Origin of the sequence: Synechocystis sp. PCC 6803 substr. PCC-P, from assembly GCF_000284455.1 — a bacterium.
GTDB lineage: Bacteria > Cyanobacteriota > Cyanobacteriia > Cyanobacteriales > Microcystaceae > Synechocystis.
Genome location: NC_017039.1, coordinates 2228176 through 2254320, shown reverse-complemented (window position 1 = coordinate 2254320; position 26145 = coordinate 2228176). Strand labels below are relative to the sequence as shown.

Below are 26145 nucleotides of genomic sequence, written 5' to 3'. Positions count from 1 at the left end.
TTAAATAGCTTAGGTAGTTCACTTCTTTGCCCGCCGAACCTTAACCGGGATCTTGACCAAGGGAACGGGAAAATTGATACCGCAAAGCTAGGGCATTCAACACCACCACAATGGAACTACTGGCCATCATAGCCGCGGCGATCGCCGGAGTCAGCACAATGGCAAAACTAGGCAAGAATGCCCCAGCGGCCAGGGGAATGGCAAGGAGATTGTAGCCCAAAGCCCAGAGGAGATTTTGCTTGATTTTAGCCACTGTGCTACGACTTAGGGTCAAAGCTTTGAGCACATCGGAAAGATGGGAGCGCATTAACACCACATCGGCTGTTTCCATGGCCACCGCTGTCGCCCCGGAGAGGGAAATGCCTACATCGGCCTGGGCCAGGGCTGGAGCATCATTAATGCCGTCCCCTACCATCGCTATCACTGATACAGGGTTAAACCCTTGCATTGCCTTGATTTTGGCCACCTTGGCCTGGGGGGTCATCTGGGCTTGAAATTCCTCGATACCTACTTCCATGGCGATCGCCTGGGCAATGGCGGGATGGTCGCCGGTTAACAGCAAGGGAGCAATACCCCATTGTTTCAGTTGGGCAATGGTGGCCTTGGCTTCCGGTCGGAGAGTATCCCGCAAGGCTAAAAATCCCTGTAATTGCTGATTGCGAGCGACAAAAATAACGGTTTTCCCCTGGTCAAGCAGTTGATCCACCGCTGTTTGCCATTGAGGTTCCCCCATTACCCCCTGTTCCATGAGCCATTGTTGATTTCCCACCAACAGGCGATCGCCTTGGTACCAACCCTGAACCCCTTGCCCCGCTTCCGTTTCGATATTTTCCACCGGCAATAGTTCCAGACCCTGGGCACTGGAGATTAAGCCTTGGGCGAGGGGATGGCGAGTTCCCTGTTCCACAGAAGCCGCTAGGGTTAATAATTCAATCCCAGTAATATCAGCCACTGGCACCGCATCGGTTAACTGCAAATTACCCTGGGTGAGGGTGCCCGTTTTGTCGAAGGCCATCACCGTGGTGCGTTGAAGAATTTCGAGAATGTTACCCCCTTTGATCAGAATGCCCTGTTCTGCTCCCAAACTGGTGCCCACCAAAATCGCTGTGGGGGTGGCTAAACCTAAAGCACAGGGACAAGCCACCACCAAGACGGAAACACTCAATTTGAGAGCTAGCAAAAGGGGAGAAAGTCCGGTATCCGCCACCATTTCGGGAAATAAGGATTGCCCCACCATGGCCCAGAAGCCTAACGTTACCAAGGCGATCGCCAACACCCCATAGGCAAACCAGCCCGCCACTTGATCAGCCAATCGTTGCATGGGAGCTTTTTGGGTTTGGGCCGTTTCCACCAGTTGGATAATGCGAGCCAAAGTGGTTTCTGCTCCAATGTGGGTAGCGGCAATAATAATGGCTCCGGACTGATTCCAAGCTCCCGCAATGACGGCATCATCAACATTTTTCGCCACTGGTAGGGATTCACCGGTTAACAAGGACTCGTCCACCAGGGTTTTTCCCGCCACCAGAATGCCATCCACCGGGATTTTTTCCCCGGGGAGCACCTGTACCCATTCCCCCACCCGCACCTGTTCCACAGGAATTTCAATGCCAGTTTCTCCTTGGTCCTCTCCCCGCCCCACTAACCGAGCTAGGGATGGTTGCAAAGCCAATAATTCTGTCAACGCAGATTTGGCTTTTTGCCTTGCTTTACTCTCCAGGGTTCTGCCCAGTAGTAACATCCCCAACAACATCACCGGCTCATCAAAAAAGCATTCCCAGCCAAGTCCAGGCCAAGCCCAGGCAATGCAACTGGTGAGGTACGCACTGCCAGTCCCCAAAGCCACCAGAGTGTTCATGTTGGCATGGCCAAATCTCAAACCTCGCCAACCATCAAGAAAAATTTCCCGCCCCGGTATGGCGATCGCCAGGGTTGCCAAGCTCCAATGAAATATGGGGTGATGGAAAAAGGGAATCATGGGGCCACCAAAATGGCTTAGATGCCCCAACCCCGATAGGAGCAGTAACACCAGGGCAATGGTCAAACCCCAGTTAACGTTTTCCCTTGTCTCTTTTTCCCCTATCGTCGCAGGGATAGCGCCATGGCCATGACGAATCTGACTGGGAAATCCCCGCTGACTCAAATGTTCGGCGATCGCCTGGGGTTGAATCTTTTCCGGTTCATAACGCACCACCGCCACCGCTGTGACCAAATTGACGCAACTGTCCGTCACTCCCGTTAGTTGATCCAATTGTCTTTCCACCGCCGCCACACAACCGGCACATTTCATGCCCCCCACGTCGAGGGTCAAGCTAGCAGTACGATTTTGCCCATTTGCGTCTTTGTAAGTCAGGGTTGATGCAGGGGTCGGGGAAAGTTGAACCATGGTGGGGTTAATAAAGTAAACAGGGCATCAGTCCAAATGACATGGAGACAGCTTTTTCCACATTACCAACTGGTTTTGTTATCCTGTCCAGAATTAGCGATCGAACCAGCATTCCCGTTCCTTCTGGAAGGTTTCCATCTTGCCAATGCCTTCAATTGATGGATAGTCACAGGTCATTTACCAAACCAGTTCTACCAGCCTGCAATTCGCCGTAGTGACGATGGTTGTGGAAAAATGCACAGTGGCGGCAAACTCAGCCCATGCCGAGACAAGGGACTTTGACTAACTAGACAATCAACTATGTTTAGAGAGCCTTGGCCTTTTGGGTTTTAGCTTTCATTTTGGCTGCACTTTGGCGCAGGGCTTGGAGACGGGTTTCATACTGTTTGCGTTGACGACGGTTGGGGGTTTGTTCGATTAATGTTTTGAAAGCACTGCCAAGACTTTTGTAGGCATTAGGCAAGGTATAGCCGAAACGGGTAGCCAGGGTAATGGCCTTTTCATCCGCCTCGATCGCCTCTTTGATCCGTTTTTCACCGTTATTTTTTTGCCAGAGCCGGTAGCCAGAAATGCCACATAATCCCAGGGCTAAAAGTAAGAGCAATCCATCTTGCACCCACAGTTCCCCCACTGCACCCCCCAAACCGATCGCCAAGGCAGCCATTTCCCAACCTTCCCGGGGAATGGTATCACTCTGAATGCGGGCCACTTCGTGCCAAAAGAGTAAATTCCGCTGGTCAATGGCCAGGTTTTCCCATTTGGCCAAATCCACCTGAATTTCAATCTCATCCCGCCCCAATTCTTCCGAACGGATCAGAGGGGGATTAACTTCGGTACTGCCTTCCACCATTACCCAACTTTGGAGTTCCGGCGGCAGTAAACTTTTCAAGCGCCGCAGTTCACTCATTTCAGCGCGGGCCGTTGCAGAGGAATAGGAGGTCATGGCAGTTTGCTATTTTCTTGACTGATCAACAATGGATCTGGATAATCCTAACCCATTTTGACATTTTCCTTTGGGCGATCGCCTAGATGGTCGAAAAGTGCTCCTTAACTAACCCCCCGGCAGAAATCTGATAGAATTTGAACGGTCTTCCGCAGTCCTAATCCGCTGTATTCCAAGGGATCTACAAGAGATTTAAGAGATAAAACCACCATGATTTACGACATTTTCATGCCCGCCCTGAGTTCCACCATGACCGAGGGGAAAATTGTTTCTTGGACTAAGTCCCCCGGCGACAAAGTGGAAAAAGGTGAAACTGTCTTGGTGGTGGAATCGGACAAAGCAGATATGGACGTGGAGTCCTTTAACGAAGGTTACCTAGCCGCCATTCTAGTTCCAGCAGGGGAAGAAGCTCCCGTGGGGGCAACCCTTGGCCTAGTGGTGGAAACGGAAGCGGAAATTGCCGAAGCCCAAGCTAAAGCTGGCTCTGGTGGTGGTTCTAGTGCGGCTCCGACTGCAACCCCAGCCCCCCAACAACCTGAACCAGTGGCGATCGCCAGTGCAACTGCCATAGAGACAACTCCGGCCCCTAGCAGTAACGGCAATGGCAAAGGCAGTGGGCGAATTATTGCTTCCCCCCGGGCGAAAAAACTAGCCAAAGAGTTAAAAGTTGATTTAGCTACCATTGCTGGCACTGGCCCCCACGGCAGAATTGTGGCCGCAGATATTGAAAGTGCCGCTGGTAAACCCGTCACTGCTTCCATCGCTGCCCCCAGTGCCCCAGCTCCTAAAACATCCCCTGCCCCTACTCCAAGGGTAACCTCTACCCCCAGTGTTCCCGTCGGCCAGACAGTACCCCTGACCACTTTCCAAAAAGCTTTGGTGCAAAATATGGTGGCCGCCATGGCCGCTCCTACATTCCGAGTGGGCTACACCATCACCACCGATGGACTGGATCAACTTTATAAACAAATCAAAGGCAAAGGGGTGACTATGACGGCCCTGTTGGCTAAAGCTGTGGCTCTGGCCTTGAAAAAACATCCCATTGTCAACGCCAGCTACACTGACCAAGGCATCATCTACCACAAGGATGTCAACATTGCTCTGGCCGTAGCCATGCCCGATGGCGGTTTAATTACTCCGGTGTTGCAAAATGCAGACCAAGTAGATATCTACTCCCTCTCCCGCCGATGGAAAGAATTGGTGGAACGGGCCCGGGCTAAGCAGTTACAGCCTGAAGAATACAGCACTGGCACTTTCACTATTTCTAACCTGGGTATGTTTGGGGTAGACCGATTTGATGCCATTCTACCGCCGGGTCAAGGGGGAATTTTAGCGGTGGGTGCTTCCCGTCCCCAAGTAGTGGCCAATGAGGAAGGTTTGATTGGTACCAAACGACAAATGGCGGTTAATGTAACCTGTGACCATCGGGTAATTTATGGGGCCCATGCCGCCGCTTTCCTGAAGGATTTGGCTGTCATTATTGAAGAGAATGCCCAGTCTTTGACTATGTAATTCTTTGCAAACTAAGTCAGTTTGTTTGGAAAAGTCCCCCAACTCGTTCGGTTTTGGGGGATTTCCTTTCGGGAGCCTTCTCATCTACTACGGCAGTTTTAAGACAACGTTGATCCTGTCCAGATGAGTTCACAAAAAAATCAAAATTTTCTCAAGTTTTCTAATTGCTGACTAGTACCGACCAACCTAGGCGAGTGGGTTGTTGATAAAGCCGATATAAAGTTCTTAGATCCCGAGGAGAAATGGCCGGTACATCCGCAGTCTGGGCTGGGTATAAAGCATCTTCTTTGTGGTCACTGTGGCCCCAAATGCCTAGGGCGTGGCCTAGTTCGTGGCGGGCAGTGCCTTGGAGGGAAAGGGGAGCTAGGCCAGGTTTGATGGCGATCGCCATGCGGTGACGCAGTTGGGGCGGGGATGTGTCAGTCCAATAAAATTCATAGTTAGCCTGGGCGGTGCGGGCTCGACCAAAACTCACCAATCCTGTTTCTGGGTCCACAATGCGGGGTAGGGGCGGTTCTCGGTAAAAAATAGTGATATCCGCCTCGGTAGTATTCTCAACGATGGTGAGGGGAAAAAATTCTTGCCAGTCGGCGATCGCCGTTTTAATGGCCTGTTGCCAAGTGTAGTAACGTTTTTGAGCAGCACTGCCGGGGGTTAACCCAGGGGGATAGTCCACCGCCACAGTGACGGGAAATTTAGACCAGAGTAAATAACCTAGGGGAGAAGGTTGAACTTGGGAGAAATAATCAGTGCCGTCATCTCCGAGTAAACTGCGGTTTTCCAGACTGATGCCTAAATCTACCAACTCGGGGGGGAGGGGATGGATTTGCAACTCCGGTAAGGCTTGCTTGCTCCCATTGTTGGCGATCGCCGGCAGACTAACCAGTAATAAAGTCAACAAGAATAGGGCTAAGCACCAACCCCAGAGCTTGATTTTTTTGTTCACAAATTCTCCCCCCAGGGCCAATGCCTGACTCTCCAACGACGGAGAGAAGGAAATCTGAATATGTTGGAGCCTAGAAGTTATATTTATTTTATGATCGGTGTGATTAACCCAAGAGCTTGTCTAAAAGGCTATGACCCGCCCCCTAAATCTCCTCACTAAAGCTCCGGCAAGTTTGGGGGACTTTGAACACCATTCCCCCCAGAATTGGGGGGCTAGGGGAGCATTTAAAACACGTTCTAATTCGCTAGCCAGCCAGCGCTCAAAATAATAGTCAGACCAATAAAAATAATGCTCAGGGTCCAGGTCACTTGGTTGAGGGTTTTCTCTGCACTTTTGGCACTGGTGAATAATTGGGCTTGGCCACCGATGCCGGCAATGCCATCCCCTTTGGGGCTATGAAGCAACACCAGTACGGTCAACAGAGCGGCGGAAGCCATCCAAATAATTCGTAGAACAGTAATCAAAGTCATAACAATTCAGCGCCCCTCGGCGATCATACAGGCTTTTTATTTTAGCGCTTTTCCATCCCCCTACCTAACGGGAGAGATTGACCGGAGTGCGATTGGCCTTGATTTCTACCAACGGCTGATCGATTAAGGTTTTACCAGTCATTTCCGCCGGAACGGGCAACTGCAAAATATCCAAAATAGTCGGGGCGATGTCCGCCAGTTTTCCCCCTTCCCGTAGCTTGACTTCACCGCCGTGGCCAGGAATTTTACGTCCTTCCCCTTCCACCAAAATAAACGGCACCGGATTAGTGGTGTGGGCGGTCCAGGGATTGCCGGATTCATCGCTCATATATTCCGCATTGCCATGGTCCGCGGTGATCAACACGGTGCCCCCCACTTTAGCGGCGCTGGCCAGAAGGCGGCCCAAATTGAGGTCGACGGTTTCGATCGCCTGAATGGCTTCTTTGAGCTTGCCGGTGTGTCCCACCATATCGGGGTTGGCATAGTTGACCACCACCAGGGAATAAATGCCTTTTTCCATGGCCCGACAAACCGCATCGGTAACGGCTTTGGCAGACATCTGGGGCGCTTTGTCATAGGTGGAAACCATGGGGCTTTGAATTAGCTCCCGGTCTTCCCCGGCAAAGGGTTGTTCCAAACCACCATTGAAAAAATAGGTGACATGGGGATATTTTTCCGTTTCTGCGGTGCGGAATTGCTTCATTCCCTGGCGGGAGATAATTTCCCCCAAAATGTTATTCAAGTTTTGCGGCTCGAAGGCCACAACCACTGGCAGGGCAGGATCGTACTGGGTAAAGGTGACAAAATCCAGAGGCTGAATCCTTTCCCTGGGAAAACCATCAAAGCTAGGATTAACCAAGGCGTAGCAAAGTTGTCTGGCCCGGTCGGGACGGAAGTTGTAGAAAATTACCCCATCCCCAGAGGCGATCGCCCCGGCACCAATTCTAGTAGGGGGAATAAATTCATCGGTGATGTCGCTGGCGTAATAATCCTTGATCACCTGGGCGGCACTGCGGCCATCCCCTACCCCGTCTTCGGTCATGACTCGATAGGCTTTTTCCACCCGGTCCCAACGGCGATCGCGGTCTAAGGCGTAGTAGCGGCCACTGACACTGACAATGCGGCCCAGGCCAATTTTCTCTAGATGGGCTTGGATTTGTTGGACAAAATGGGCCCCTTCATTGGTGGGAGTATCCCGGCCATCGGTAATGGCGTGGATGCAAAGTTGACTGATGCCCTGGAGTTTAGCCAAGTCAATCAGTCCCAAAAGATGGTCAATGTGGGAATGAACTCCTCCGTCGGAACAAAGACCGATTAAATGCAATTTTCCTCGGCGATCGCGCACCCGTTGGCAGACTTCAATCAGCGCTTGGTTGTCAAAAAAAGTTCCGTCCTCAATGGCATCACTAATACGCACCAACTCCTGGGGTACCACTCGCCCAGCACCCAAATTGAGGTGACCAACTTCGGAATTACCCATTTGACCTTTGGGCAAACCCACATCTTTCCCTGAAGTATTCACCAGGGTATTGGGATAAGCGGCGATCAGACTATCCATAATGGGGGTGTTAGCCTGGGCAATTGCATTTGCGCGGGTATCTGGGCGATAGCCCCAGCCATCTAGGATGACCAGAACCACCGGGGCGATCGGTGCCTCTGCCATGGTTATTGCCTCACTACAGTTATAAAGTCTGCAAAAGATGCCCTTGATAATACCATCAAAAACATCCGGGGCAACTCCTGCCCTAGACCGAGTACTAGTTATTAATATCCATAGCCTGTTGGAGTTGGGCTGGGGTGAGGCTGGGCACCAATTGCAAAGGTAAAGGCTCCTGACTCATTTGTTGCACCACGCTATCCGTTAGATATGGTTTAAAACTACTATCTTGCTGAAGATAAAGATCAAAGAAAGCCAAACCTAAACTTTTCATGTAGGTGTAGGCTAAATCTTGTCCTGGGCCAACAATTTTTTCCGGTAAATTGTCCGTATCTTCTAGAAAGGATAGATGGGTGCCATTTTGCACTAGAAGCAGATACTTATTCACCCCTTCAATTAGGGAAAAAGGAATGATTTGTTCCGGTACCGGTGGAGCAAAAATGTCTTTACTACCCGCCACAATCAGGGTGGGTACAGCTAGGTTCTTCATGCCATCGGGGCCAAAAATGGGGTTAGTAACTGGATTGATGGCCAGCACCGCTTTAATCCGGGACTCCCTGAGGTTAGACGCAGGCGGGGCACTGCCAACCCCCTGACATTGCCAGAGTAGGGCCGGGTTGAGATTAATTTGATTGGGTTTATTTAGTTGTTCGCACTGTTGCAGTAACTCCGGCCATTCCAGGGTTGCTCCTCCACTGGCGATCGCCGTGTAGCCACCGAGGGAGTGGCCCAAGATTCCCACATTATTGATGTCAAATTTGCCCTGCCAAGCTGGATCTGTGGCTGCTTTTTGGGCTAGGGTATCGAGCACTAAGGTGACATCCTTGGGTTGTTCTAGCCAGGCATTGGGATCGGGAAACGCATCTAAGCCCTGGAGAGAATCCTGCATCCGAGCCGCATCACTTTCGGGAAAATCAATGCCGGCGATCGTAAAGCCATAGGACGCCAAATGATCGGCAATGTAGGTGAAGGCCTGAAAATTAGAGTTTAAGCCAGGGGCAATCACTACTAGAGGGGCTGGCGAACTATTGCCTTGGGGCAGATAAACAAAAACATTGACTGGTTGCCCATTGGGGCGGGGAATGGTGAGATTTTGCGTTGTCCATTTTTGTGGTCCAGGTTCAGCCAAAGCCAAGGGTTTTAGGTTAGGGGGCACGGGGTTAGATGGAATTTCCTGCTTACCCAACCAGGTAAAAATTCGATCGGTGGCTTGATATAGGGTATCCGCTTGGTCAATGGTATTTTTAAAAGTATCTAAGTTTAAAACTAAATCTGAGCCACCATAGGCATTAATAACATCGATAATTTTAAAGCCGTCAGGGTTTTGGGCCGCTGTCACAATCGCCCCTTCTAAAAAAGGTTGGCTTTGATCGGTCGGGGCCGCAATAATGTAGCTCAATTGTTGGGCAATTTCTTTGCCAAAAGTTGTATTAAAAAATCGAAAAGCTTCTACGGAGTTAAACTTAAAAGAATGGTTCAGCAAGCCCCTTAGTTTCTCTAGTTCTTCTGGCTTGAGATGCTGAGTATAAAATTTAAAATCCGGGTCGATGGTACCAGTTTCAGCAAAATCTGTCAGACTTTTCACAGAAATGTCAAACTGTCCCAGGGGCATAATGGAAAAAGTAATGGTTTCGGCCCCTTTGATTACGCTTGGTGAAGCTAAAACTAATAGGCTAGAAGTAAGGGCAATTCCTAACAAACGTTTGAAGTCAATCATGGTATTGGAAAAATAGTTGGAAAAATTAGTTGTTGACCAATCTGATGTCAGGGTGAAGAGTTGATTGGGTGAGGATAGTTTTTATTGCTAAAAATTGCGTTTTAAGGGCAGTTTTCAAAGGTTGTATTTACCGTTATCTAATCCCCTTTGAAAAGGGTTGGGTTTAAGAATTTTTCTCCTTTCCAAGGTAAATCATGGGGGTAGTGAGACAATTTTTAGACTTTTTAAACAGACTCTAAAGAAGTTGTTCAAAGCCAGCCATCTCTGCCAAAGTATACAGAGGCCTCCCTTTGACTTCATCGTAAATTCTGCCAATGTATTCCCCTAAAATGCCAATGCAAATTAGCTGAACTGCACCAAAAAATAGATTAGCGATGACCACTGTGGCAAACCCATCCAAAGGGGAATTGGTTTCCGATAAGCGCCAGTATAAAACTAATATCATCATAGCTATGGCTAGGAGAGCGGCTAAAAGTCCTAGGTAGGTGGCCAAACGCAGGGGCACAATGGAAAAGGAAACCAGACTGTTAATGGCTAAACGGAGAGATTTACGAAAAGTGTATTTCACTTCCCCGGCATGGCGAGGATCCCGTTCAAATTTAACGCCGGTTTGGGGAAAGCCAACCCAGGCCCTTAATCCCCGAATATAACGATTTCTTTCCGGCATGGTGTTGAGCAAATCCACCACTTGGCGGTCCATCAGGCAAAAATCCCCCGTGTCCGCCGGAATTCTTACATCTGCTAACCGTTGCAATAGTCGGTAGAACCCATAGGCCGTTAGCCGCTTAAACCAGCTTTCCTGCCGACGTTTAACCCGTTGGGCATAGACCACGCTGTAGCCTGCTTGCCACCTTTCCACCAATTGGGGCACCAATTCGGGGGGATCTTGCAAATCCGCATCGAGAATAATCACCGCCTGGCCCCGGGCGAAGTTTAGCCCCGCCGTCACCGCCACTTGATGACCAAAGTTACGGGCAAAACTAAGGTAACAGACCCGTTTATCCTGATCATGCAAAGCCCGAATCATTTCTAAGGATCGATCGCCGCTGCCATCATTAATCAGCACTAGTTCCGTACTTGCCAATTGATCCATGACTGCCTTGAGCCGCTCATATAACACGGGAATATTATCTTCTTCGTTATAAATGGGCACAATCAGAGAATACATTGGCCCCTGGCGATCGCCATTGTAAACACTGATGTCAGACCGGCTTGGTGAATTTGTAACCATGCATGGTGAAATGGGATTTACCTGTGAGTTTAGCCCCAAAAGTCAGACCAACTCATTGGCCAAACTCCAGACGGGCTTGTTCTACCAAATCCACAGTGACCTCATCTAGATCGGCCTGCCGAGCTAACTGCTCAATGCGCTGACGGGCTTGCACCCGGGCAAAATAGGGAATATTCTTCAACTTTTGCCGAGCTTCGGGGGTCCAGGGTAAAGATTCTTGCCACTGCATGGATTGATTGCCTCCAGGTTTACAAAGGGAAGAATTGACTATATTTTCTCATCGAATAAACCGCTCAATCTTTCCACCTCACTCTGGGCTGTGTACATGGGGGTCCCGGCCAGAATGCCGGTGACATTACGGAAAGGTTTACCAATGTGCATCCCTTGATGGTCAATGGAAAATTCCCGGATATCTTTGTCGTGCATAGAACCCCGCATCTTTAGCACCGTAATTCCCCGGCGCATTTCGCCATACATTTCCACGTAACGCAAAAGAATAATCGAATCGGTAATGGTGGAAATATGGGCATCGGTAATGGAAGCTCCCCCTAGTAAATTGGGGGTAGTGGAAGTGAATAAACCACCAATTTCCTGTTGTTTAATAAAGGAAGTTAAGCCAATAATAAATTCGCGAAAACTTTTTAGGGTGGAAACCCGTTCTAGGGCAGAAAGACTGTCCACCGCCACCCGATTGGGCTTAAATTCTTGGATAATATCCTTCATCATGATCAGGTGGTTTTCCAAGTTGGTGGTTTCTGGATAGCGACAAACCACTTTTAGTTTGCCTTCCTTTTCCATTTGTTTGAAATCTACCCCCCAGCCGGTGGCATTGCGAATTAATTGTTCTCGACTTTCCTCAAAGGCAAAAACTAAACAGCGCTCTCCATTGGCCACGCCGCCGTCCATAAACTCCGTCACCATCAGGGTTTTACCAGTACCCGTTGCCCCGGAGACTAAAATAATCGAATCCCGGAAGAAGCCACTGCCACACATGCGGTCTAATTCTTCACTGCCGGAGGTGATGCGGATGTCGGAGGATTTTTGCTCCAGCTCGATCGCCGACAGGGGAATGATGACGATGCCTTTTTTATTAATGATAGTGAAGGGAAATTCGCCCTTTTGGTGGTCGGTGCCACGGTATTTAAGGATCTCGATGGTGCGACGACGTTTTTCATCGGCGAGGACGTTGCGGACAATGACCACGTTATCAGCAACAAATTCTTCCACTCCGTAACGGCTAATTTCACCGTATTCTTCCACCCGTTCGGCGGTCATAATGGCGGTGACTCCCAGTTCCCGGAGGGCAGAGGCCAAGCGGAATAGGTCACTGCGCACCTGGGCACTGTCACTGAGGTGACTAAAAATTGCCCCCAGGGAATCGAGGGAAATGCGACTGGCTTTATATTTACGGACAGCGTGTTCAATGCGGGCAATCAAGGCCCCTAGGTCATATTCACCGCTGACAATGGGGCGATCGCCTGGTTGGGGGGAAGCATCGACAAAAACCCATTTACCTTCGTTTTCCCATTGTTGAATATCCCAACCAAAACCCCGCATATTTTTCCGTAGGGCCTTGGGGGGTTCCTCAAAAGTGACAAAAACACCGTTTTCCCCCCGCTGAATACCTTCGACTAAAAATTGGGAAGCAAAAATAGTTTTAGCACTACCTGCTGTGCCGGCAATTAGGGTGGCGCGGCCGAGGGGGAGACCACCGTCGGACAGAAAATCAAAGCCTGGAATACCCGTCTCCAACTTCTCAATGCCATCTGTCTCTTGGTCGATCATCCTTTCACTGCCCCATACTCGTATTCGGAACCAACGGGAATTATACCAGTGTTGATAATGCCACCGATATCACCGATCTCAGCCAGGGGGCGATGATAGAATTTGCACAAGTTAATGGAAAGTGTTTATGATTCCAGCTTGGCTATGGATTGGGTTGATCGCTTTTGCCCTAGCCTTTGTGTGTAACCGTTTATCCCCCAGGGATTTGCGTTGGTTCAATCGCCTGCGTCGCCCTTCTTGGCTAACTTTTGAGTGGGCCATCCCCTTCATCTGGATTGCCATTTTCATTGCTGGAGCCATTTCCGCTACCCTAGCCTGGAATGCCACGGCGGACCCGGGACATCGCTGGGGATTAATGGTCGGCTATCTTCTGCTGGAATTGACTGTCATGGCCTACACCCCCGTGATGTGTAAACTCCGGAGTTTAAGGGTGGGCAGTATTATTGGTGCGACAGGTTTCTTTGTGGGGCTCGCCCTGGTGATCGCCGTTAGTCAAGTTTCCACCACTGCTTTTGGTTTCTTAGTACCGTTTTTGCTTTGGAGCCCCATTGGCACCTATGTCACCTGGGCCATGATTCCCCTCAATCCAGGGGAAATTTAGGGACTAAAGAGAAAAAAATAACGAAGGAAAGCTTGGGAAAAAAAAGGCTGGAGTCTAACACTAGCTATGGCTCCTTTGCCCAGGGGAGTTTCTCACAATTTTTATAGAACCCTTACAGAACATTGAGATGGGCGTTGATTGTTCTCAACACTAAAAATTCCCAGACAAAAAGAGAATGACCTAGATTTTGCTCTTTCACAGCCTTAACCTGGTTTTGGACGGCTTGCAAATTAAATGGTTTAGCTTTAATGCCGGTGTAGAGGCCAATGCCCACGGGCACGTAACGGGAGGCAGTATGAATACCAGAATTGGCAACGGTTTGTTGCACTTCCGCCGGAGTAGAACCGTAAACCTGCACCACCACTTCGTCAATAATGCCCTGCCTAACCCAAGCGAGCCAATCTTGGTTGTACTGACTGCGGGAAAATTGCTAGGGATTGGGGGAAAGGCTTAATTCCAGGTTAATTTCTACCTCGAATTAAATCTCGAATGATCAGCTTTTGTTCAGCGGTGTTACCGGAAAAAGTTCTTTCCGCCACCAGCTCAATTTCTACTCCAGTACCGGATTCCAAATCTTTAGGGGGAATTGGTAACTGACCAATATCAATGGTGAATTGATTGCCATTAACCGTGACCAAACTATCTTCGATTTCCCCTTCATAACGCAGAGTATAGGTAGAGGGAGGGCGAAACCTGGGGTCTTCATTAGTAACTCGATATCTGAGCCTAAACTTGGTGGCCATTAAATTGGATTGATTGGCTTCATCTACCAAAGAAAGCTTTAAATTATTCCCACTACCGGATAAGGTTAAACGCCCTAAACTAGTGGCATCCCCTTCCCACATGGCATTATAAACCACAAATTCGGTGACATTATTTCTCTGCTGGGTGGTACCTTCCAACCAAAGATTGCTTGGCAACTCCGGCGCAATTTGATTATCTTCCGTTAGGGTTAAACTCACATTGGTATTGGCAAAACGCTCAAAAGGTTGGGGGGCATTCCACACCACCAAAAAAGATCTTTCTATCCGGTCTAATAAAATTAAATACTCGTCGGCAATGACGGAACCTGGGGCCAACAATTGGGCTGCCCCTGGGCGAGTTTCCCAAATATTTTTGGACAGATTGAAGCCCTGATTTTTCAACACATCTAAGCTCACCGTAGTACCAGGTCGATCCGGCTCCAAGGGTCGGTCTAGATTCAGCACTGTCAACCGCCCAGTTAAACCGTCCTGCCCGGCAATACCTGATCGCCCATCCCGGCCATTAAGACCATTAAAACAACGAAATTCTTCGGTGGAACAACGGTAGCCACTATCCCCCGGACGGCCAGAACAACTTTCCACAGTCCAATAGGGCTGGCTACATTGGCAGGCTTGGCCTCCGCCCCCTCCCATACCCGGAGCGCCCCCTTTACCGCCAGCGGCCCCGACAAAAATTTGGTTGAGACTGTCGAGGTTGCGAGTGTAGATAGTGATAGAACCGCCATTGCCACCGTTCCCCCCATCACCGCCATCCCCACCGTCACTGCCATTGGCCATTTGCACGTCTTGCCGCTGGCTGGTATCCAAAGCAGGACAATTGGCTGGAGAGCCCTCTGCGCCAGGAGTCCCCGGAGCCCCATCCCTACCGGCTAGGTTAAGGGTCATGGGGGAACCGTCACTGAAAACCGTTAGGTCATCGGTGTTGGCACCGTCCTGGCCATCCACGCCCCTTGCCCCCGGTGCGCCGATGGAGCCAACATTTCTCCGTTGGCTTGCTTGGGCCAGAAGTAGGCATTCTCCATTGGTCAAAGGAGCGGCGGTTAGGCTAGAGGCAACTAGGTTGAGGGGAATAGCCAGGGCCAAAATGGAGGCAAAACGCAAATTAATTCTCCTTACAATGCAAAAACCCATGGGAAATTGTGGCACAGGTTTAAAGGGAAACCAAACTAATTTCCCTGACTGGGGGAAGTTGGGGGTTGGTTCCGTTCTAAATCATCTGGCAGTGAGCAATCTCAGTTTACCCTGGGATCAAAATCCCCAATAAGACCAATAACAATCCCCCTGCCCAGGCAAGGAAAAGGGGATAACCAATCAACATTTGGCCTTCTTCGTTGGCGATCGTGGCAAGTTGTAACTGGGGCGATAAACCCCGCACCACCATGCCGCTGACTTTTACTGACCCCAAGGCGATCGCCTCTAGGCGGATCTGGGGAGAACGAAAAGGAGGCAACAGTCTAGTCCAGAAAGGATAACGCACAGGAATTACCCCGGTGCGGTCATGAAAATACAATTTGGGCGCTCTCCAAACACTAGCTTGCACCAGGCGGAATTTACCTTGCCAATTAACCTGGGTACCCCAGATGGGACTTAAATTAGGGTCGCTGAGCACACTCACTACGGTGGGGGCCGCCACTTTCCTTTGCCCCAAACTTTGCCAGGCAGTACGCAGTAAGATGCCCGCCCCTAGACCCACCAGTATGGCTTGGTGTAGATGCAGTTTAAGAACGGGGTTTTCCTGTTGGGTCCACCAGCCCAAGCCCAGGGCAAACCAGAGGGGCAGCAGCCAAATAAGTACCTCAAGATAAAAGGATAAAGCTCTTTTTTTTGCTTCTTCCAGGGAGATTTGTCGACGGCTGAGCACTAGGTTATATTCCGTGTCCAGGTCTAACTGTTCGGCGTAATGACTCAACACCTGGAGCCTCTTACCTAAAAGGGGATGGGAACTACACCAGGTAATAATGCCCCGCCAGGGACTGCCCCAGTCCCAGAGGAGTAGATTGCCCACCATCTTCGGATCAAATCTTTCTCCCCGTTCACAGGCCGACGCTGTGTAGGCATCATAGTTAGCAAAGTTGCGCATACCTTCCAGAAATAAGGCTGGTTTCTCTGCTTGTCTTTCCCGTTTTACCAAAGCCCTGGTCATTTTCACTAGGGCACGAGTTAAGGCGTTGGGGTTACCAGTGTAGTTGACGGAAAAGTGGTCAGCGTAATATTCCCTTGTGCGGGCAAAGTAACGGTTGGACCCCTGGTTAATGCGAAACATGGCCAAGCAAATCCACACCAACGGGGTGATCAATATCTTGGCGATCGCCGGCTGGGAAGTCCGGGCCATTTGTAGCTCACAGTATAACCAGTAAAATACCTGTCCCCAACCGCTCATACAGGTCAATAGGGCGCAATCCCGGCGGACAATGTGGGCCAATTCATGACCCAGGAGGGTGGCAATTTCTTCGGCGCTTAGATAACGAAAAATCCCCTGACTGAGCACAACACGACTATTGTTTTGTTGCACGCCATAGGTAAACATAACGGGACGATTATCGGGAATAATCCCCAGCTTAGGAATGGGAAAAGTCTTTGCCCTGGCCACCCGCAACATTAATTCCCCGGCTTCGGGGCTATATTTTTGCACTGCGCCAAGGTTGACCCATTGGGTGCCATAAATACGTCGATTGATCAAATCAATTATGGGGACGTTGTAAAACAAGGCCAGGAAATTAACCACAATGCCCAGCCCCAGACTAATGGCCAGCAACTTTTGCCACTGTCCCTGGGCCAGCCACCAAGCCAGCGGTGTAAACAATACAGAAGTGGTTAAAAGGGGAACCAAGAGGCCCATACCGAAGATAAAAGGCAAACTATCCGCTACCCTGGGCAAAGCCACCTTAACCCGATTATTTTCCGCTCGACCGGCTTTCAAATTAGTGGACAGTACATCCTCATCCGCTTCCCCTTCAGCCCCATTCTCCTGTTTAAGGAGCATCAGCATCATCGTTTTAGCCCAATTTTGTACCTCTGGGTTTGGGTTCCGGGTTAAGTATTCGCAGATTTCCCGGGACTGATCAAATCTCCCTATGGCTCTGTAGGCCCTCACTAAGGCCATCTGAGCTTTGAGAAATTCGGGGGATTCCTGCTGGGGCACCCGGCGGCAAACCATTTCTAAAGCCTCGATCGCCGACTGATATTCTTGATTTTGCAGGGCTTTAAGTCCCTTTTGCAGGGTCAGGGCAATTTCATGGGCATTCATGGAAGTAAAAGCGGAGAAACGAGAACAGAGGAGCCGGAACTAGTATGGAGGCAAAAATTCCATTCTCCCACCCCCAATATGAGTTATGGAAAAGCGTTTTGCTTAATTTTCCTTGCCATCATCTGCACGACTTGGGGCGGAAGTATCCAGTTAGTCCAGTTTTCGGCGGGCAATGCTGGCTCCTCCCATGGATTCCAAAGATAGAAGCTGCCGCCATTGGCACGGGGATTTACTCGCCATGGTTTTGATAAAGTGTTGAGGCAAGTATTTTCCGGGAAAGCTCAGTGGATTCCGAGATTAATCATCGTGGTGGTTTGAGTGCTCCCCGCCCAAGGGAAACGTCACTTAATTTAGCTCTCTACCGGGGCTTGAAATGGGGGGTGGTGCGGCCACTGCTCCATGGATTGTTCCAGGCCCAGGTATATGGTCAGGAATTGGTGCCAACCCGGGGGCCGGCCTTGGTGGTGAGCAACCATGCCAGTTATTTTGACCCCCCATTTTTGTCCTGTGCCATGGCCCGGCCGGTGGCCTTTATGGCCAAGGAAGAGTTATTTAATGTGCCCCTGCTGGGTCCAGCCATTCGCCTCTATGGGGCCTATCCAGTCAAACGGGGCAGTGGCGATCGGGGAGCATTGCGGGCCGCCTTGACGGCGCTGGGGGATGGTTGGTTAGTGGGGGTCTTTCTGGAGGGAACCAGAACAAAGGATGGCCGCATTCACCAGCCAAAATTGGGGGCTGCCATGATTGCAGCTAAAGCCCAAGTGCCCATTATTCCCGTCAGCCTAGGGGGAGTAGAGCAAATTTTTCAGCCCGGTTCCCCCTGGCCCCATCCTGTGCCTTTAACTATTCGCATTGGTAAGGCGATCGCCCCTCCAGTAAAGAATAGGAAACCCGAATTGGAAGCGGTTACTAAAGCTTGCCAAGCCCAAATTCACGAGATGCTGGATTTAGGCAGGGATTAGTGATGGCATCCTTAGGGGAATTTTCTGTGGAAAACTATCGCTAAAAATGTGGAAAAAGTTACTTTTGTGGGGAAATAGACAGCAAAACTAAGCCTGTAGATCTGCCAACTTTTCCGGAGCAATGGCACCCTGTTCCGTAATGATGGCGGTGATCAAACTGGCGGGGGTAACATCAAAAGCCGGGTTATAAAATTCTGCTCCCTCTGGGGTAATGCGGTTCCCTTCTGGTTGGTAAATTTCCACCGGGTCCCGTTCTTCAATGGGAATCTGACTACCATCATCCAAAGCAAAATCCACCGTAGATAATGGGGCGGCCACAAAAAAGGGAATGGCATGCATTTTCGCCAACACCGCTAAGCCATAGGTGCCAATCTTATTGGCTATATCGCCATTTCTCGCAATGCGATCGGCCCCCACCACCACGGCGTCAATGCGTTGTTGTTGCATGCAATGGGCGGCCATGTTATCGGTAATCAGGGTGACGGGAATCCCTGCCTGCACACATTCCCACACGGTTAATTTCGCCCCCTGCAATCTAGGTCTGGTTTCATCGGCATAGACCCTGGCCAAGCGGCCCGCAGACCAGGCCGCCCGGATAACCCCGATCGCCGTACCGTAACCAGCAGTGGCCAAAGCGCCGGCATTGCAATGGGTGAGAATAGTCAACTGATGGGGTTCCCTTGGTAATACTTCAAGTCCTGCCGCCCCGATCGCCTGACAAGTACGCAGGTCATCGAGTTGAATTTGTTGGGCTTGGGAAAGGAGATTGGCCTTAATCTGCTCCACATTTTCGCCACTGTGGTAAGCCACATTCAACATCTGGTCAATGGCCCAGAATAGATTTACCGCCGTGGGTCGGGTTTGGCGTAGCTGATCCGCCACAAATTCCAACTGCACCACAAATTCCCTTAATTCCGTAGTTTGAATCCTCCTGGCCCCCAAATACATACCGTAGGCCGCCGCAACTCCAATGGCCGGTGCTCCCCGCACTACCATGGATTTAATCGCATGGCCCATGGCCTCATAGTCGGCGATCGCCACCTCTTTATATTCCAAAGGTAAACGGGTCTGGTCAATCAGAATTACTTGATCATCTCGCCACTGTACTGGATAAACATCATCAAAATTTGTAGATTGGGTCATGTTAAAAGTAACTTCTTAGCAGAGTGATAAATAGAAAATTGTTTCCCTTGCCAATATTAGCCCCTCGTCTTACTTAACCATGGAAATCTTTAATAATTGGCAAATTATTGCGAAGGGTTGGTATATCGTTTGTCCTAGCCGGACATTACGGCGGGGTCAAGCTAAATCCCTGGCCCTTTGTGGGCAAAAAATTGTCGTGTTTCGGGGAGAAGATGGAAAGGCTCGGGCCCTCCACGGCTACTGTCCCCACCTTGGCACAGACCTAGGTTTAGGGCAAGTTGAAGACAGCTGGATTCGTTGTAACTTTCATCGTTGGGCCTTTGATGAAACGGGTAAATGTCGCCATATTCCCTGTCAGTCGGAAATTCCCCCCAAAGCACAATTAGCGCCCTATGCCACCGCCGAAAAATATGGCTTTATTTGGATTTTTCCAGAGGAAATTGCCCCCAATGATTTACCAGAATTTGATGAACTCCAGGGTCAGAAACTGGTCACCCAAGCGGATAAAGCCTTTGAAAGAAAATGTCACCATCATATTTGCATGATGAACGGCATTGATGCCCAACATTTGAAGACAGTTCATCATCTTGACATCAAAATGGACTTATCCCTCCGACAAAACGCATCAGGAACCCAGATTGATTTCACCATGAAAGGCAATGTTCCAAACACCACCTTAAGAGAGAGCTTCATACATTATAGTAGTTTCAAATAAAGCTGAGACGCTAAACGCCACAGTAAGAACGGATAATTTCATCAAGAGACGTGTCAATAGGAGCGTACATTCTAGCTCGTTTCAAGGCACTAAAGTCATGCTCAATATCATTTAAATCAGGAGAATATTTCGGCAAAAAAAGAACTTCATGACCTGCTTCTTTAGCCAATTCTTTAATGGCAGTTTTACGATGAATAGGAGCATTATCCATTATTAATATTGATGGAATGTCGAGGGAGGGTAGCAAATATAATTTTAACCATCCTTCAAAGCCTTCTGCATTCAAACTCCCGGTAAAAACCATCGGCGCAATCAAATCTTTTTTTCCTTTTCTTCTCCCTGCTACTAGATTTTCTCTGACTCCCCTTTTTCCTTGTCTATCTCCATAAACTTTTTTTCCTTTTTTTGACCAGGCATAAATACAAGCCTGGATTGCTTCGAATCCAGATTCATCTATGTAAACTATAGCTTGACTACCATAGAGCTTAATTAGTTCTCTTAACATTCTATAGTACTTAACTCGTTCCTCCCGGTTTCTTTCTCGATAACGTAGTTCTTTTTTTTTCTGTTTATTTTCATTTTCTTTAATGCGTAATATACGGCACTCGGCCTCACTCCAAATTTCTTGGCTCTGTCTATCAATCTTGCATCGGGATTTTCTTCTACGTCTTTTTTTAGAGCTTCCCAGTCTAATTTCCTATGGCGACGCTCTACTTTTGTTGGGCTTAAATCTACTCTATTTAACCATCTGTATATCGAGGCTTTTCCTATTTTATATATCTTGGAAGCCTCAGTTATTTTTCCTCCAGCTTCTATATAAGCTACTACCCTTTGCCTTAAATCTAAACTGTAAGCCATTGTTTAAACCTGTTCATTTTGTACACTCCATAATTTTACATTAAATTCTCTCATCGTTAATTGAAATGACTATATTTTTTGGGAGAAACCTATGAATATTCCATGCGTTATGACAATGGTTGCATTGGTTTACTGACCATTATGAAAAATGTCCGTTTTTTTCCTCCTCTACACATGATTTATGCCTACGTTCCCCTGCCCAGCTTGCACGGTGATGATGTCAATCTAGAGTTGAGTAAAATTCGCATCCAGCCCATCTACGTTACGGCAAAACGTCGTGGCATTATGGGCTATTTGGTCAGTCATTTTCTCTTGCTTTGCACAAAATTAGCTTACTATTTCCTGCGCCATGAAGACGGTTTGATTTATGACAATATTCAATTTAAGCCCAATATTCTATTGAGTGTTGATAAACCGCTAGCCCACTACATTAACTATGTAAACCATTTGGAGCCTTCTGCCTGGTCAAGACAAGAAGTAAAGGAGTAACTGACTAGTTTTCCATTTAAATGGAGCTAAGCGGGCTCGAACCGCTGACCCCTTGCATGCCATGCAAGTGCTCTACCAACTGAGCTATAGCCCCGAGTCACAGTATTCTATTGTGCTGAAAGTGGTGCCCATTGTCAAGCTTTTTACCAAAATTATCCTTGATCTTCTTTTCCCCTAGGGTTCTGGAACAGCGATCGCCAGGGTGGTTTTCCCCTATCGATGGGGGCTGGTTACCATTCATAATCCCGATGCCCAAACCATGTAAAATACAGGGTGATTGTTAAGTTTTTTTAACAGAAAAAGCAAAAGGAGGTTGCCATGGAACGCACATTTATCATGATCAAGCCCGATGGGGTACAACGGCAATTAATTGGGGAAATTGTTGGCCGTTTCGAGAAAAAAGGCTTCAAATTAGTCGCCATGAAGGTGATGACTGTCTCCCAAGAATTAGCCGAAAAACATTACGAAGCTCTCAACGACAAACCGTTCTTTTCCGGCTTGGTGAACTTCATTTGTTCCTCTCCCGTGGTGGCCATGGTCTGGGAAGGTAATTCCATCGTTTCTACTTCCCGCCAAATGATTGGTGCAACTGATCCCCATGCTGCCGCCCCTGGTACTATCCGGGGAGATTACGGTGTGTCCGTTGGTCGCAACATTATCCATGGTTCCGATGCCATTGAAACCGCTAAACGGGAAATTTCCCTCTGGTTTAAGGATGAGGAAGTGAATGAATGGGATGCCACCCTTAACCCTTGGTTGTACGAGTAGATCATTCCCATAACTTTTTGCTTAACCGCCATGGCGATGGAAGTGCAACTATTGTGGGCCAAAATTCCCTTTGTTGGTCGCTGGGCTGTCCACTACTGGTATGTGGTCGGCGATCGCCATGGTCAGAGCTTGGAGAATTTACAAAGATGGGAGGTGTGGCAACGGCGAGAGTTGAAGCTCCCTAGTTGGGGTCATCTCCATCAAAATCTGCTGACTCCCTATGGAGGAGTGGGTAACGGCCCCAGTTTTTTAGCCCAGCAATGGTCTGGCCCCATTGGCGATCGCCTGGGGGAAATTATTCTCAACAGTCCCCAAATCTATCCCCACTGTTACAGCTATCGTTACTGGCCCGGCCCCAATAGCAACACCTATGCCCAATGGGTACTAGAACAGGCCGCCATCAATTTTGACCTGGGCCGACTGGCAGTGGGAAGGGGCTATGGCCAATCTATTTTTTCTCGGTTTTCCCATGGACATCGCCAGTTGGAACGTTAATTCCGTCCGCAGTCGTCAGCAACATATCCTCGATTGGTTGGGCACAAACCCTGTTGATGTACTTTGTTTGCAAGAAACTAAGGTGGTGGATGAAGATTTTCCCCGGCAACCGTTTGAAGAGGCGGGCTACCATTGCCATATTTCTGGGCAAAAGTCCTATAACGGCGTGGCCATTTTCAGTCGGGAACCATTGCAAGACGTGAAAATCGGTTTTGCGGCCCTAGTGGAGCCAGCCTTGACGGGGGATTTGGATGAACAAAAACGAGTGATCAGTGGCGTTTATGACGGTGTGCGGATCGTTAATCTCTACGTTCCCAATGGATCTGCCCTCGACAGTGAAAAGTATTTGTATAAATTGCGGTGGTTAAACTTACTGCAGACCTATCTGGAGCAACTGCGCCGTAGTGACACCCCAGAATTTTTGGTCTGTGGAGATTTCAACATTGCCCCAGAAGACCGGGATATCCATGACCCAGTGGGCCGGGAGAATCATATTATGGCCACTGCCATGGAACGGGAAGCTTTAACGGAAGTGTTGGCGATCGCCAATTTGCAGGATGCTTTCCGTAAATTTACCGAAGAAACGGGCCATTACAGTTGGTGGGATTATCGCACTAGGGGCTTTAGTCGCAACCGGGGGTGGCGCATTGACCACCATTATCTAACTCCCCAACTCTACGACCAGGCCCAAAAATGTTGGATAGATAGGGAACCCAGGGGTTGGGAAAAACCCAGTGACCATGCTCCGGTGGTGGTAACTATCAACAATTAACTAGCTAGAAGAGGAAGATCCTTTTTCCTTACGGGGGGCCACAGAGGGACTGTTTTCATTGATATACCAACTCAAAATTCCTCCGGCGATCGCCGCCGCTGCCAAGAATAGCAACACTGGGGTTAAACCAAATAAACTTTCCGCTACCCCCGCCAGGGCCAAGGGCAAAGACAGGGCAATATTATTGACGTTATTTTCCAGGCCAAATACTTTGCCGTGGAATTCCGGGTCCGTTTCCACCTGCATCAGCGTTTGCATGGGCACCCCCACCATGGCAGCGAAAAAACCCATGATGGTGATGGCAATAAAAGTCAGCACTAAACTGTGGTCAAACAGGGCTAATCCGGTCAGACAAACCCCCATGCCCAGGGAGCCCCAGAGTGCCAATTCCGTGGGGGAAAACCGTTGGCCAATGTAACCAATGCTCAAGGCTCCGATCGCCATACCCAAACCACCAAAAGCTAGTAAAAAACCGAATTGGGAAGCCTTTAACCCCGGTAGTTGGGCCGCCATACTCACCGCCAGTACGGATAGAGCAGCAAAAATGGAAAATAAAATCAATAATTGAATCAGGGCATTGCGTACCCGATGATTTTCCTGGAGATAACGGATGCCATCTTGGATATCACTCAGCACATGGGGGTGGACCAAGTCCGGATCAGCTTGCTTTTCCCCTGTTTTCAGCATTAGCAACACAATGCCGGCCATCAAGTAACAACTTGCCACCACCAGCACCGGTCCCAGATCTCCAGCCCGGGGGAAAAGACTATCCGCCAAGCTAAGCAGGGGTTCCCCGATGGCAAAACCCACAATCAGCACCCCCATCATGGTTAAGGTAGTGAGGGAATTGGCCGCCAATAGATTCCGCCGCCGCACCACCAAGGGAGTGGCCGATTGCTCCGCCGGGGCAAAAAACTGGGTTAGGGTGGACACCGCAAAGGTAACCACCAACAGAATCGCAAAACCCAAGGGCAAAGCAAAATACTGGTGTTCTTCTGTTTGCCAACGACGTAGAAAACTAGGTAGCCATCCTACTGGCAAGTTAATATTCTGGCGATCGCCGAACCAGAGCAGAAACGGCAACAGCAAAATCAAAATGCCCCGGCAAAAGTTAGTGACTACCAACACCTGTTTCTTTTGCCAGCGGTCAACGTAGACCCCAGCTAAGGAGCCAAATAGCACCGCCGGAATCGTGTTGGCGATCATAATGGCCGACACCCAACCGCTAATGGATTGATTTTCCCCCTGGTAATGGTTGGCGATCAGGGCAATCATCAAAACTAGATAAAACTTGTCGGCCAACTGAGAGAAAATTTGGCCAACCCAGAGGAACAAAAAGCGGGAATTTCTTAAAACCGGGCCAAAGCCTTGATTTGCACTCAGCAACTTAGATTCCATGCACAGGGGGTAGGAGGAAAAATAGGCAGTTAATCGATCAGGAGCACAATCATAAACAAACTCCCACGGTTAACTATTCCATTCTCCCAAACGGTGAACGTATTGCGCCGCTCCCCCAGCATACTAATCGGCGAAAATATATTTCCTCAGATCTTCGGGATTGGGTTCGGGGCTAGACTCGGCAAAGGCCAGGGCATCGTCAATTACTTCTTGAATGCGTTTATCGATCGCCTTTAGCTCTTCATTGCTGGCTAATTCGTGTTCCGTCATGAAAGCGGCAAATTTCTTAATTGGGTCCCGGGCAGCCCAAAACTGTTTTTCTTCGGCAGAACGGAGTTCATCGGGATCCGCTAGGGAGTGACCCCGGAAACGATAGGTCAACGCTTCAATCAAGGTAGGCCCTTCGCCTGCCCTGGCCCTAGCCACTGCTTCCGTTGCTACTTTATGCATTGCCACCACATCCATACCATCCACTTCTACCCCCACCATGTTGAACACACTGGCTTTTTTGTAGATTTCTGGTTGGGACGTTGCCCGCTCGTGGGCCATACCGATCGCCCATTTATTATTTTCCACCACAAACAGAATGGGCAGTTTCCACAGGGCGGCCATGTTCAGGCATTCAAAAAACTGGCCGTTATTACTGGTGCCATCACCGAAGAAACAGGCGGTAACTTGGTCGTAGCCGTCATCTTTCAACACTTCCCGGCGGTACTTAGTTTGAAACGCCGCTCCCAGGGCCACGGGAATCCCTTCCCCGATGAACGCAAAGCCCCCCAGGAGATTATGGGCCGAGGAAAATAGGTGCATAGAACCACCCCGACCCCGACTGCAACCGGTTTCCTTACCAAACAGTTCCGCCATTACTTCCCGAGCTGGAACTCCCGCACTGAGGGCATGAACATGGTCTCGATAGGTACTGCAAACGTAATCCTCATCCTGGCGCATGGCTTTGATTATCCCAGAGGACACCGCTTCCTGGCCGTTGTAGAGGTGGACAAAACCAAACATTTTGCCCCGGTAATACATCTCAGCGCATTTATCCTCGAAGAAGCGACCCAGGACCATGTCTTCGTAAAGCACTAAGGCGGTTTCTCTGTCCAGGGAAATTTCTGCGGTGTTCAATTCAGGCAAAATGCGTTCTGAAACCATAGTACAATTTGCAGTAGATAAAGGGGAAGGGGTTTTATATCCCTGTTAGATTCTATGCGAAGTCGGTCAGCCCCATCTAGTCGGGGTAGGATAGAACACAATCTGATCACTTTGGTCTTTGAGCATTGTGAGTGTTT

The 26145-nt window shown here is 49.3% G+C and carries 25 protein-coding genes and 1 tRNA gene; 8 read left to right on the top strand and 18 right to left on the bottom strand.

Features of this window, described 5'->3' with window-relative positions:
* Positions 1-40 precede the first annotated feature (40 nt).
* A complete protein-coding gene (locus SYNPCCP_RS10660) occupies positions 41-2383 on the bottom strand; it encodes a cation-translocating P-type ATPase (protein WP_010873238.1) in 2343 nt (780 codons plus the stop codon).
* 304 nt (positions 2384-2687) lie between these two features.
* Positions 2688-3326, bottom strand: a complete 639-nt coding sequence (locus SYNPCCP_RS10655; protein ID WP_010873237.1) for a DUF3318 domain-containing protein — start codon at positions 3324-3326, stop codon at positions 2688-2690.
* Positions 3327-3536: 210 nt separating this feature from the next.
* On the opposite strand from SYNPCCP_RS10655, the gene SYNPCCP_RS10650 reads away from it, so the two are divergent.
* Positions 3537-4838: a dihydrolipoamide acetyltransferase family protein gene (locus tag SYNPCCP_RS10650; protein ID WP_010873236.1), complete on the top strand. Its 1302-nt coding sequence runs from the start codon at positions 3537-3539 to the stop codon at positions 4836-4838.
* Between the two features lie 160 nt (positions 4839-4998).
* Here SYNPCCP_RS10650 and SYNPCCP_RS10645 read toward each other — a convergent pair whose 3' ends face one another.
* The 7 genes from SYNPCCP_RS10645 to kaiC form a co-directional block, all read right to left on the bottom strand.
* Positions 4999-5784, bottom strand: coding sequence for a matrixin family metalloprotease (locus SYNPCCP_RS10645; protein ID WP_010873235.1), 786 nt, complete (start codon positions 5782-5784; stop codon positions 4999-5001).
* Positions 5785-6020: 236 nt separating this feature from the next.
* Entirely contained in the window at positions 6021-6254 is a 234-nt protein-coding gene (gene secG / locus SYNPCCP_RS10640; RefSeq protein ID WP_010873234.1) for a preprotein translocase subunit SecG, read from the bottom strand.
* Positions 6255-6318: 64 nt separating this feature from the next.
* Entirely contained in the window at positions 6319-7917 is a 1599-nt protein-coding gene (gpmI, locus tag SYNPCCP_RS10635) for a 2,3-bisphosphoglycerate-independent phosphoglycerate mutase (protein WP_010873233.1), read from the bottom strand.
* Positions 7918-8011: 94 nt separating this feature from the next.
* Positions 8012-9628, bottom strand: a complete 1617-nt coding sequence (locus SYNPCCP_RS10630; RefSeq protein WP_010873232.1) for an alpha/beta hydrolase — start codon at positions 9626-9628, stop codon at positions 8012-8014.
* A 235-nt stretch (positions 9629-9863) separates the two neighbouring features.
* Complete coding sequence (locus tag SYNPCCP_RS10625; protein ID WP_010873231.1) at positions 9864-10859, bottom strand: glycosyltransferase; 996 nt, start codon at positions 10857-10859, stop codon at positions 9864-9866.
* Positions 10860-10911: 52 nt separating this feature from the next.
* Positions 10912-11088 carry a PCP reductase family protein gene (locus SYNPCCP_RS10620; protein ID WP_010873230.1) on the bottom strand — a complete coding sequence of 59 codons (177 nt, stop codon included), beginning with the start codon at positions 11086-11088 and terminating at the stop codon, positions 10912-10914.
* A gap of 38 nt (positions 11089-11126) precedes the next feature.
* Positions 11127-12644 (bottom strand): circadian clock protein KaiC, encoded by a 1518-nt coding sequence (kaiC, locus tag SYNPCCP_RS10615; RefSeq protein ID WP_010873229.1) that lies wholly within the window; start codon positions 12642-12644, stop codon positions 11127-11129.
* A 121-nt stretch (positions 12645-12765) separates the two neighbouring features.
* On the opposite strand from kaiC, the gene SYNPCCP_RS10610 reads away from it, so the two are divergent.
* Positions 12766-13245 (top strand): TspO/MBR family protein, encoded by a 480-nt coding sequence (locus tag SYNPCCP_RS10610; protein WP_010873228.1) that lies wholly within the window; start codon positions 12766-12768, stop codon positions 13243-13245.
* A gap of 112 nt (positions 13246-13357) precedes the next feature.
* On the opposite strand, the gene SYNPCCP_RS10605 is transcribed toward SYNPCCP_RS10610, so the two are convergent.
* From SYNPCCP_RS10605 to SYNPCCP_RS10595, 3 genes are all read right to left on the bottom strand, one after another.
* Entirely contained in the window at positions 13358-13609 is a 252-nt protein-coding gene (locus SYNPCCP_RS10605; protein ID WP_010873227.1) for a hypothetical protein, read from the bottom strand.
* A gap of 97 nt (positions 13610-13706) precedes the next feature.
* The gene (locus SYNPCCP_RS10600) at positions 13707-15140 is read right to left on the bottom strand and encodes a collagen-like protein (RefSeq protein WP_048908414.1); all 1434 of its coding nucleotides are present in this window, start codon (positions 15138-15140) and stop codon (positions 13707-13709) included.
* A gap of 106 nt (positions 15141-15246) precedes the next feature.
* Positions 15247-17256, bottom strand: a complete 2010-nt coding sequence (locus SYNPCCP_RS10595; protein ID WP_010873225.1) for a M48 family metallopeptidase — start codon at positions 17254-17256, stop codon at positions 15247-15249.
* A gap of 284 nt (positions 17257-17540) precedes the next feature.
* Here SYNPCCP_RS10595 and SYNPCCP_RS10590 point away from each other — a divergent pair, with 284 nt between their 5' ends.
* Positions 17541-18218: a 1-acyl-sn-glycerol-3-phosphate acyltransferase gene (locus SYNPCCP_RS10590; protein WP_010873224.1), complete on the top strand. Its 678-nt coding sequence runs from the start codon at positions 17541-17543 to the stop codon at positions 18216-18218.
* A gap of 87 nt (positions 18219-18305) precedes the next feature.
* On the opposite strand, the gene mtnA is transcribed toward SYNPCCP_RS10590, so the two are convergent.
* Entirely contained in the window at positions 18306-19361 is a 1056-nt protein-coding gene (gene mtnA / locus SYNPCCP_RS10585) for an S-methyl-5-thioribose-1-phosphate isomerase (RefSeq protein WP_010873223.1), read from the bottom strand.
* A 79-nt stretch (positions 19362-19440) separates the two neighbouring features.
* On the opposite strand from mtnA, the gene SYNPCCP_RS10580 reads away from it, so the two are divergent.
* Entirely contained in the window at positions 19441-20076 is a 636-nt protein-coding gene (locus SYNPCCP_RS10580) for an aromatic ring-hydroxylating dioxygenase subunit alpha (RefSeq protein ID WP_010873222.1), read from the top strand.
* 10 nt (positions 20077-20086) lie between these two features.
* Here SYNPCCP_RS10580 and SYNPCCP_RS16935 read toward each other — a convergent pair whose 3' ends face one another.
* Together SYNPCCP_RS16935 and SYNPCCP_RS17660 are read right to left on the bottom strand one after the other, a co-directional pair.
* Positions 20087-20665 carry an IS630 family transposase gene (locus tag SYNPCCP_RS16935; protein WP_223211245.1) on the bottom strand — a complete coding sequence of 193 codons (579 nt, stop codon included), beginning with the start codon at positions 20663-20665 and terminating at the stop codon, positions 20087-20089.
* Positions 20575-20934 carry an IS630 transposase-related protein gene (locus SYNPCCP_RS17660; protein WP_010871315.1) on the bottom strand — a complete coding sequence of 120 codons (360 nt, stop codon included), beginning with the start codon at positions 20932-20934 and terminating at the stop codon, positions 20575-20577. The genes SYNPCCP_RS16935 and SYNPCCP_RS17660 overlap by 91 nt, the downstream gene beginning before the upstream one ends.
* 78 nt (positions 20935-21012) lie before the next feature.
* Between SYNPCCP_RS17660 and SYNPCCP_RS10565 the strand changes: the two genes are divergently transcribed.
* Positions 21013-21423 (top strand): hypothetical protein, encoded by a 411-nt coding sequence (locus SYNPCCP_RS10565; RefSeq protein WP_020862230.1) that lies wholly within the window; start codon positions 21013-21015, stop codon positions 21421-21423.
* 21 nt (positions 21424-21444) lie between these two features.
* On the opposite strand, the gene SYNPCCP_RS10560 is transcribed toward SYNPCCP_RS10565, so the two are convergent.
* Positions 21445-21517: transfer RNA gene (locus SYNPCCP_RS10560), tRNA-Ala, on the bottom strand.
* Between the two features lie 224 nt (positions 21518-21741).
* Between SYNPCCP_RS10560 and ndk the strand changes: the two genes are divergently transcribed.
* From ndk to xth, 3 genes are read left to right on the top strand one after another with little or no spacing between them, the layout of a single operon-like run.
* On the top strand, positions 21742-22191 hold the full coding sequence (ndk, locus tag SYNPCCP_RS10555) for a nucleoside-diphosphate kinase (RefSeq protein WP_010873220.1): 450 nt from the start codon (positions 21742-21744) through the stop codon (positions 22189-22191).
* Positions 22192-22221: 30 nt separating this feature from the next.
* On the top strand, positions 22222-22686 hold the full coding sequence (locus SYNPCCP_RS10550; RefSeq protein ID WP_010873219.1) for a DUF3750 domain-containing protein: 465 nt from the start codon (positions 22222-22224) through the stop codon (positions 22684-22686).
* Entirely contained in the window at positions 22661-23458 is a 798-nt protein-coding gene (gene xth, locus SYNPCCP_RS10545) for an exodeoxyribonuclease III (RefSeq protein WP_014407127.1), read from the top strand. Before SYNPCCP_RS10550 ends, xth begins: the two co-directional genes overlap by 26 nt.
* On the opposite strand, the gene SYNPCCP_RS10540 is transcribed toward xth, so the two are convergent.
* A complete protein-coding gene (locus SYNPCCP_RS10540) occupies positions 23459-24856 on the bottom strand; it encodes an MFS transporter (protein WP_010873217.1) in 1398 nt (465 codons plus the stop codon).
* 123 nt (positions 24857-24979) lie between these two features.
* Positions 24980-26008, bottom strand: coding sequence for a pyruvate dehydrogenase (acetyl-transferring) E1 component subunit alpha (gene pdhA, locus SYNPCCP_RS10535; RefSeq protein WP_010873216.1), 1029 nt, complete (start codon positions 26006-26008; stop codon positions 24980-24982).
* Between the last annotated feature and the right edge of the window lie 137 nt (positions 26009-26145).

Excerpts from the sequence above, each read along its gene's own strand:
- mtnA (WP_010873223.1), bottom strand. The coding sequence starts at position 19,361 with ATGACCCAATCTACAAATTTTGATGATGTTTATCCAGTACAGTGGCGA.
- SYNPCCP_RS10650 (WP_010873236.1), top strand. The coding sequence starts at position 3,537 with ATGATTTACGACATTTTCATGCCCGCCCTGAGTTCCACCATGACCGAG.
- SYNPCCP_RS10580 (WP_010873222.1), top strand. The coding sequence starts at position 19,441 with ATGGAAATCTTTAATAATTGGCAAATTATTGCGAAGGGTTGGTATATC.
- SYNPCCP_RS10630 (WP_010873232.1), bottom strand. The coding sequence starts at position 9,628 with ATGATTGACTTCAAACGTTTGTTAGGAATTGCCCTTACTTCTAGCCTA.
- ndk (WP_010873220.1), top strand. The coding sequence starts at position 21,742 with ATGGAACGCACATTTATCATGATCAAGCCCGATGGGGTACAACGGCAA.
- xth (WP_014407127.1), top strand. The coding sequence starts at position 22,661 with ATGGACATCGCCAGTTGGAACGTTAATTCCGTCCGCAGTCGTCAGCAA.
- SYNPCCP_RS10550 (WP_010873219.1), top strand. The coding sequence starts at position 22,222 with ATGGCGATGGAAGTGCAACTATTGTGGGCCAAAATTCCCTTTGTTGGT.
- pdhA (WP_010873216.1), bottom strand. The coding sequence starts at position 26,008 with ATGGTTTCAGAACGCATTTTGCCTGAATTGAACACCGCAGAAATTTCC.
- SYNPCCP_RS10620 (WP_010873230.1), bottom strand. The coding sequence starts at position 11,088 with ATGCAGTGGCAAGAATCTTTACCCTGGACCCCCGAAGCTCGGCAAAAG.
- kaiC (WP_010873229.1), bottom strand. The coding sequence starts at position 12,644 with ATGATCGACCAAGAGACAGATGGCATTGAGAAGTTGGAGACGGGTATT.
- SYNPCCP_RS10600 (WP_048908414.1), bottom strand. The coding sequence starts at position 15,140 with ATGGGTTTTTGCATTGTAAGGAGAATTAATTTGCGTTTTGCCTCCATT.
- SYNPCCP_RS10660 (WP_010873238.1), bottom strand. The coding sequence starts at position 2,383 with ATGGTTCAACTTTCCCCGACCCCTGCATCAACCCTGACTTACAAAGAC.
- SYNPCCP_RS10655 (WP_010873237.1), bottom strand. The coding sequence starts at position 3,326 with ATGACCTCCTATTCCTCTGCAACGGCCCGCGCTGAAATGAGTGAACTG.
- SYNPCCP_RS17660 (WP_010871315.1), bottom strand. The coding sequence starts at position 20,934 with ATGGCTTACAGTTTAGATTTAAGGCAAAGGGTAGTAGCTTATATAGAA.
- secG (WP_010873234.1), bottom strand. The coding sequence starts at position 6,254 with ATGACTTTGATTACTGTTCTACGAATTATTTGGATGGCTTCCGCCGCT.
- SYNPCCP_RS10595 (WP_010873225.1), bottom strand. The coding sequence starts at position 17,256 with ATGAATGCCCATGAAATTGCCCTGACCCTGCAAAAGGGACTTAAAGCC.
- SYNPCCP_RS10540 (WP_010873217.1), bottom strand. The coding sequence starts at position 24,856 with ATGGAATCTAAGTTGCTGAGTGCAAATCAAGGCTTTGGCCCGGTTTTA.
- SYNPCCP_RS10625 (WP_010873231.1), bottom strand. The coding sequence starts at position 10,859 with ATGGTTACAAATTCACCAAGCCGGTCTGACATCAGTGTTTACAATGGC.
- gpmI (WP_010873233.1), bottom strand. The coding sequence starts at position 7,917 with ATGGCAGAGGCACCGATCGCCCCGGTGGTTCTGGTCATCCTAGATGGC.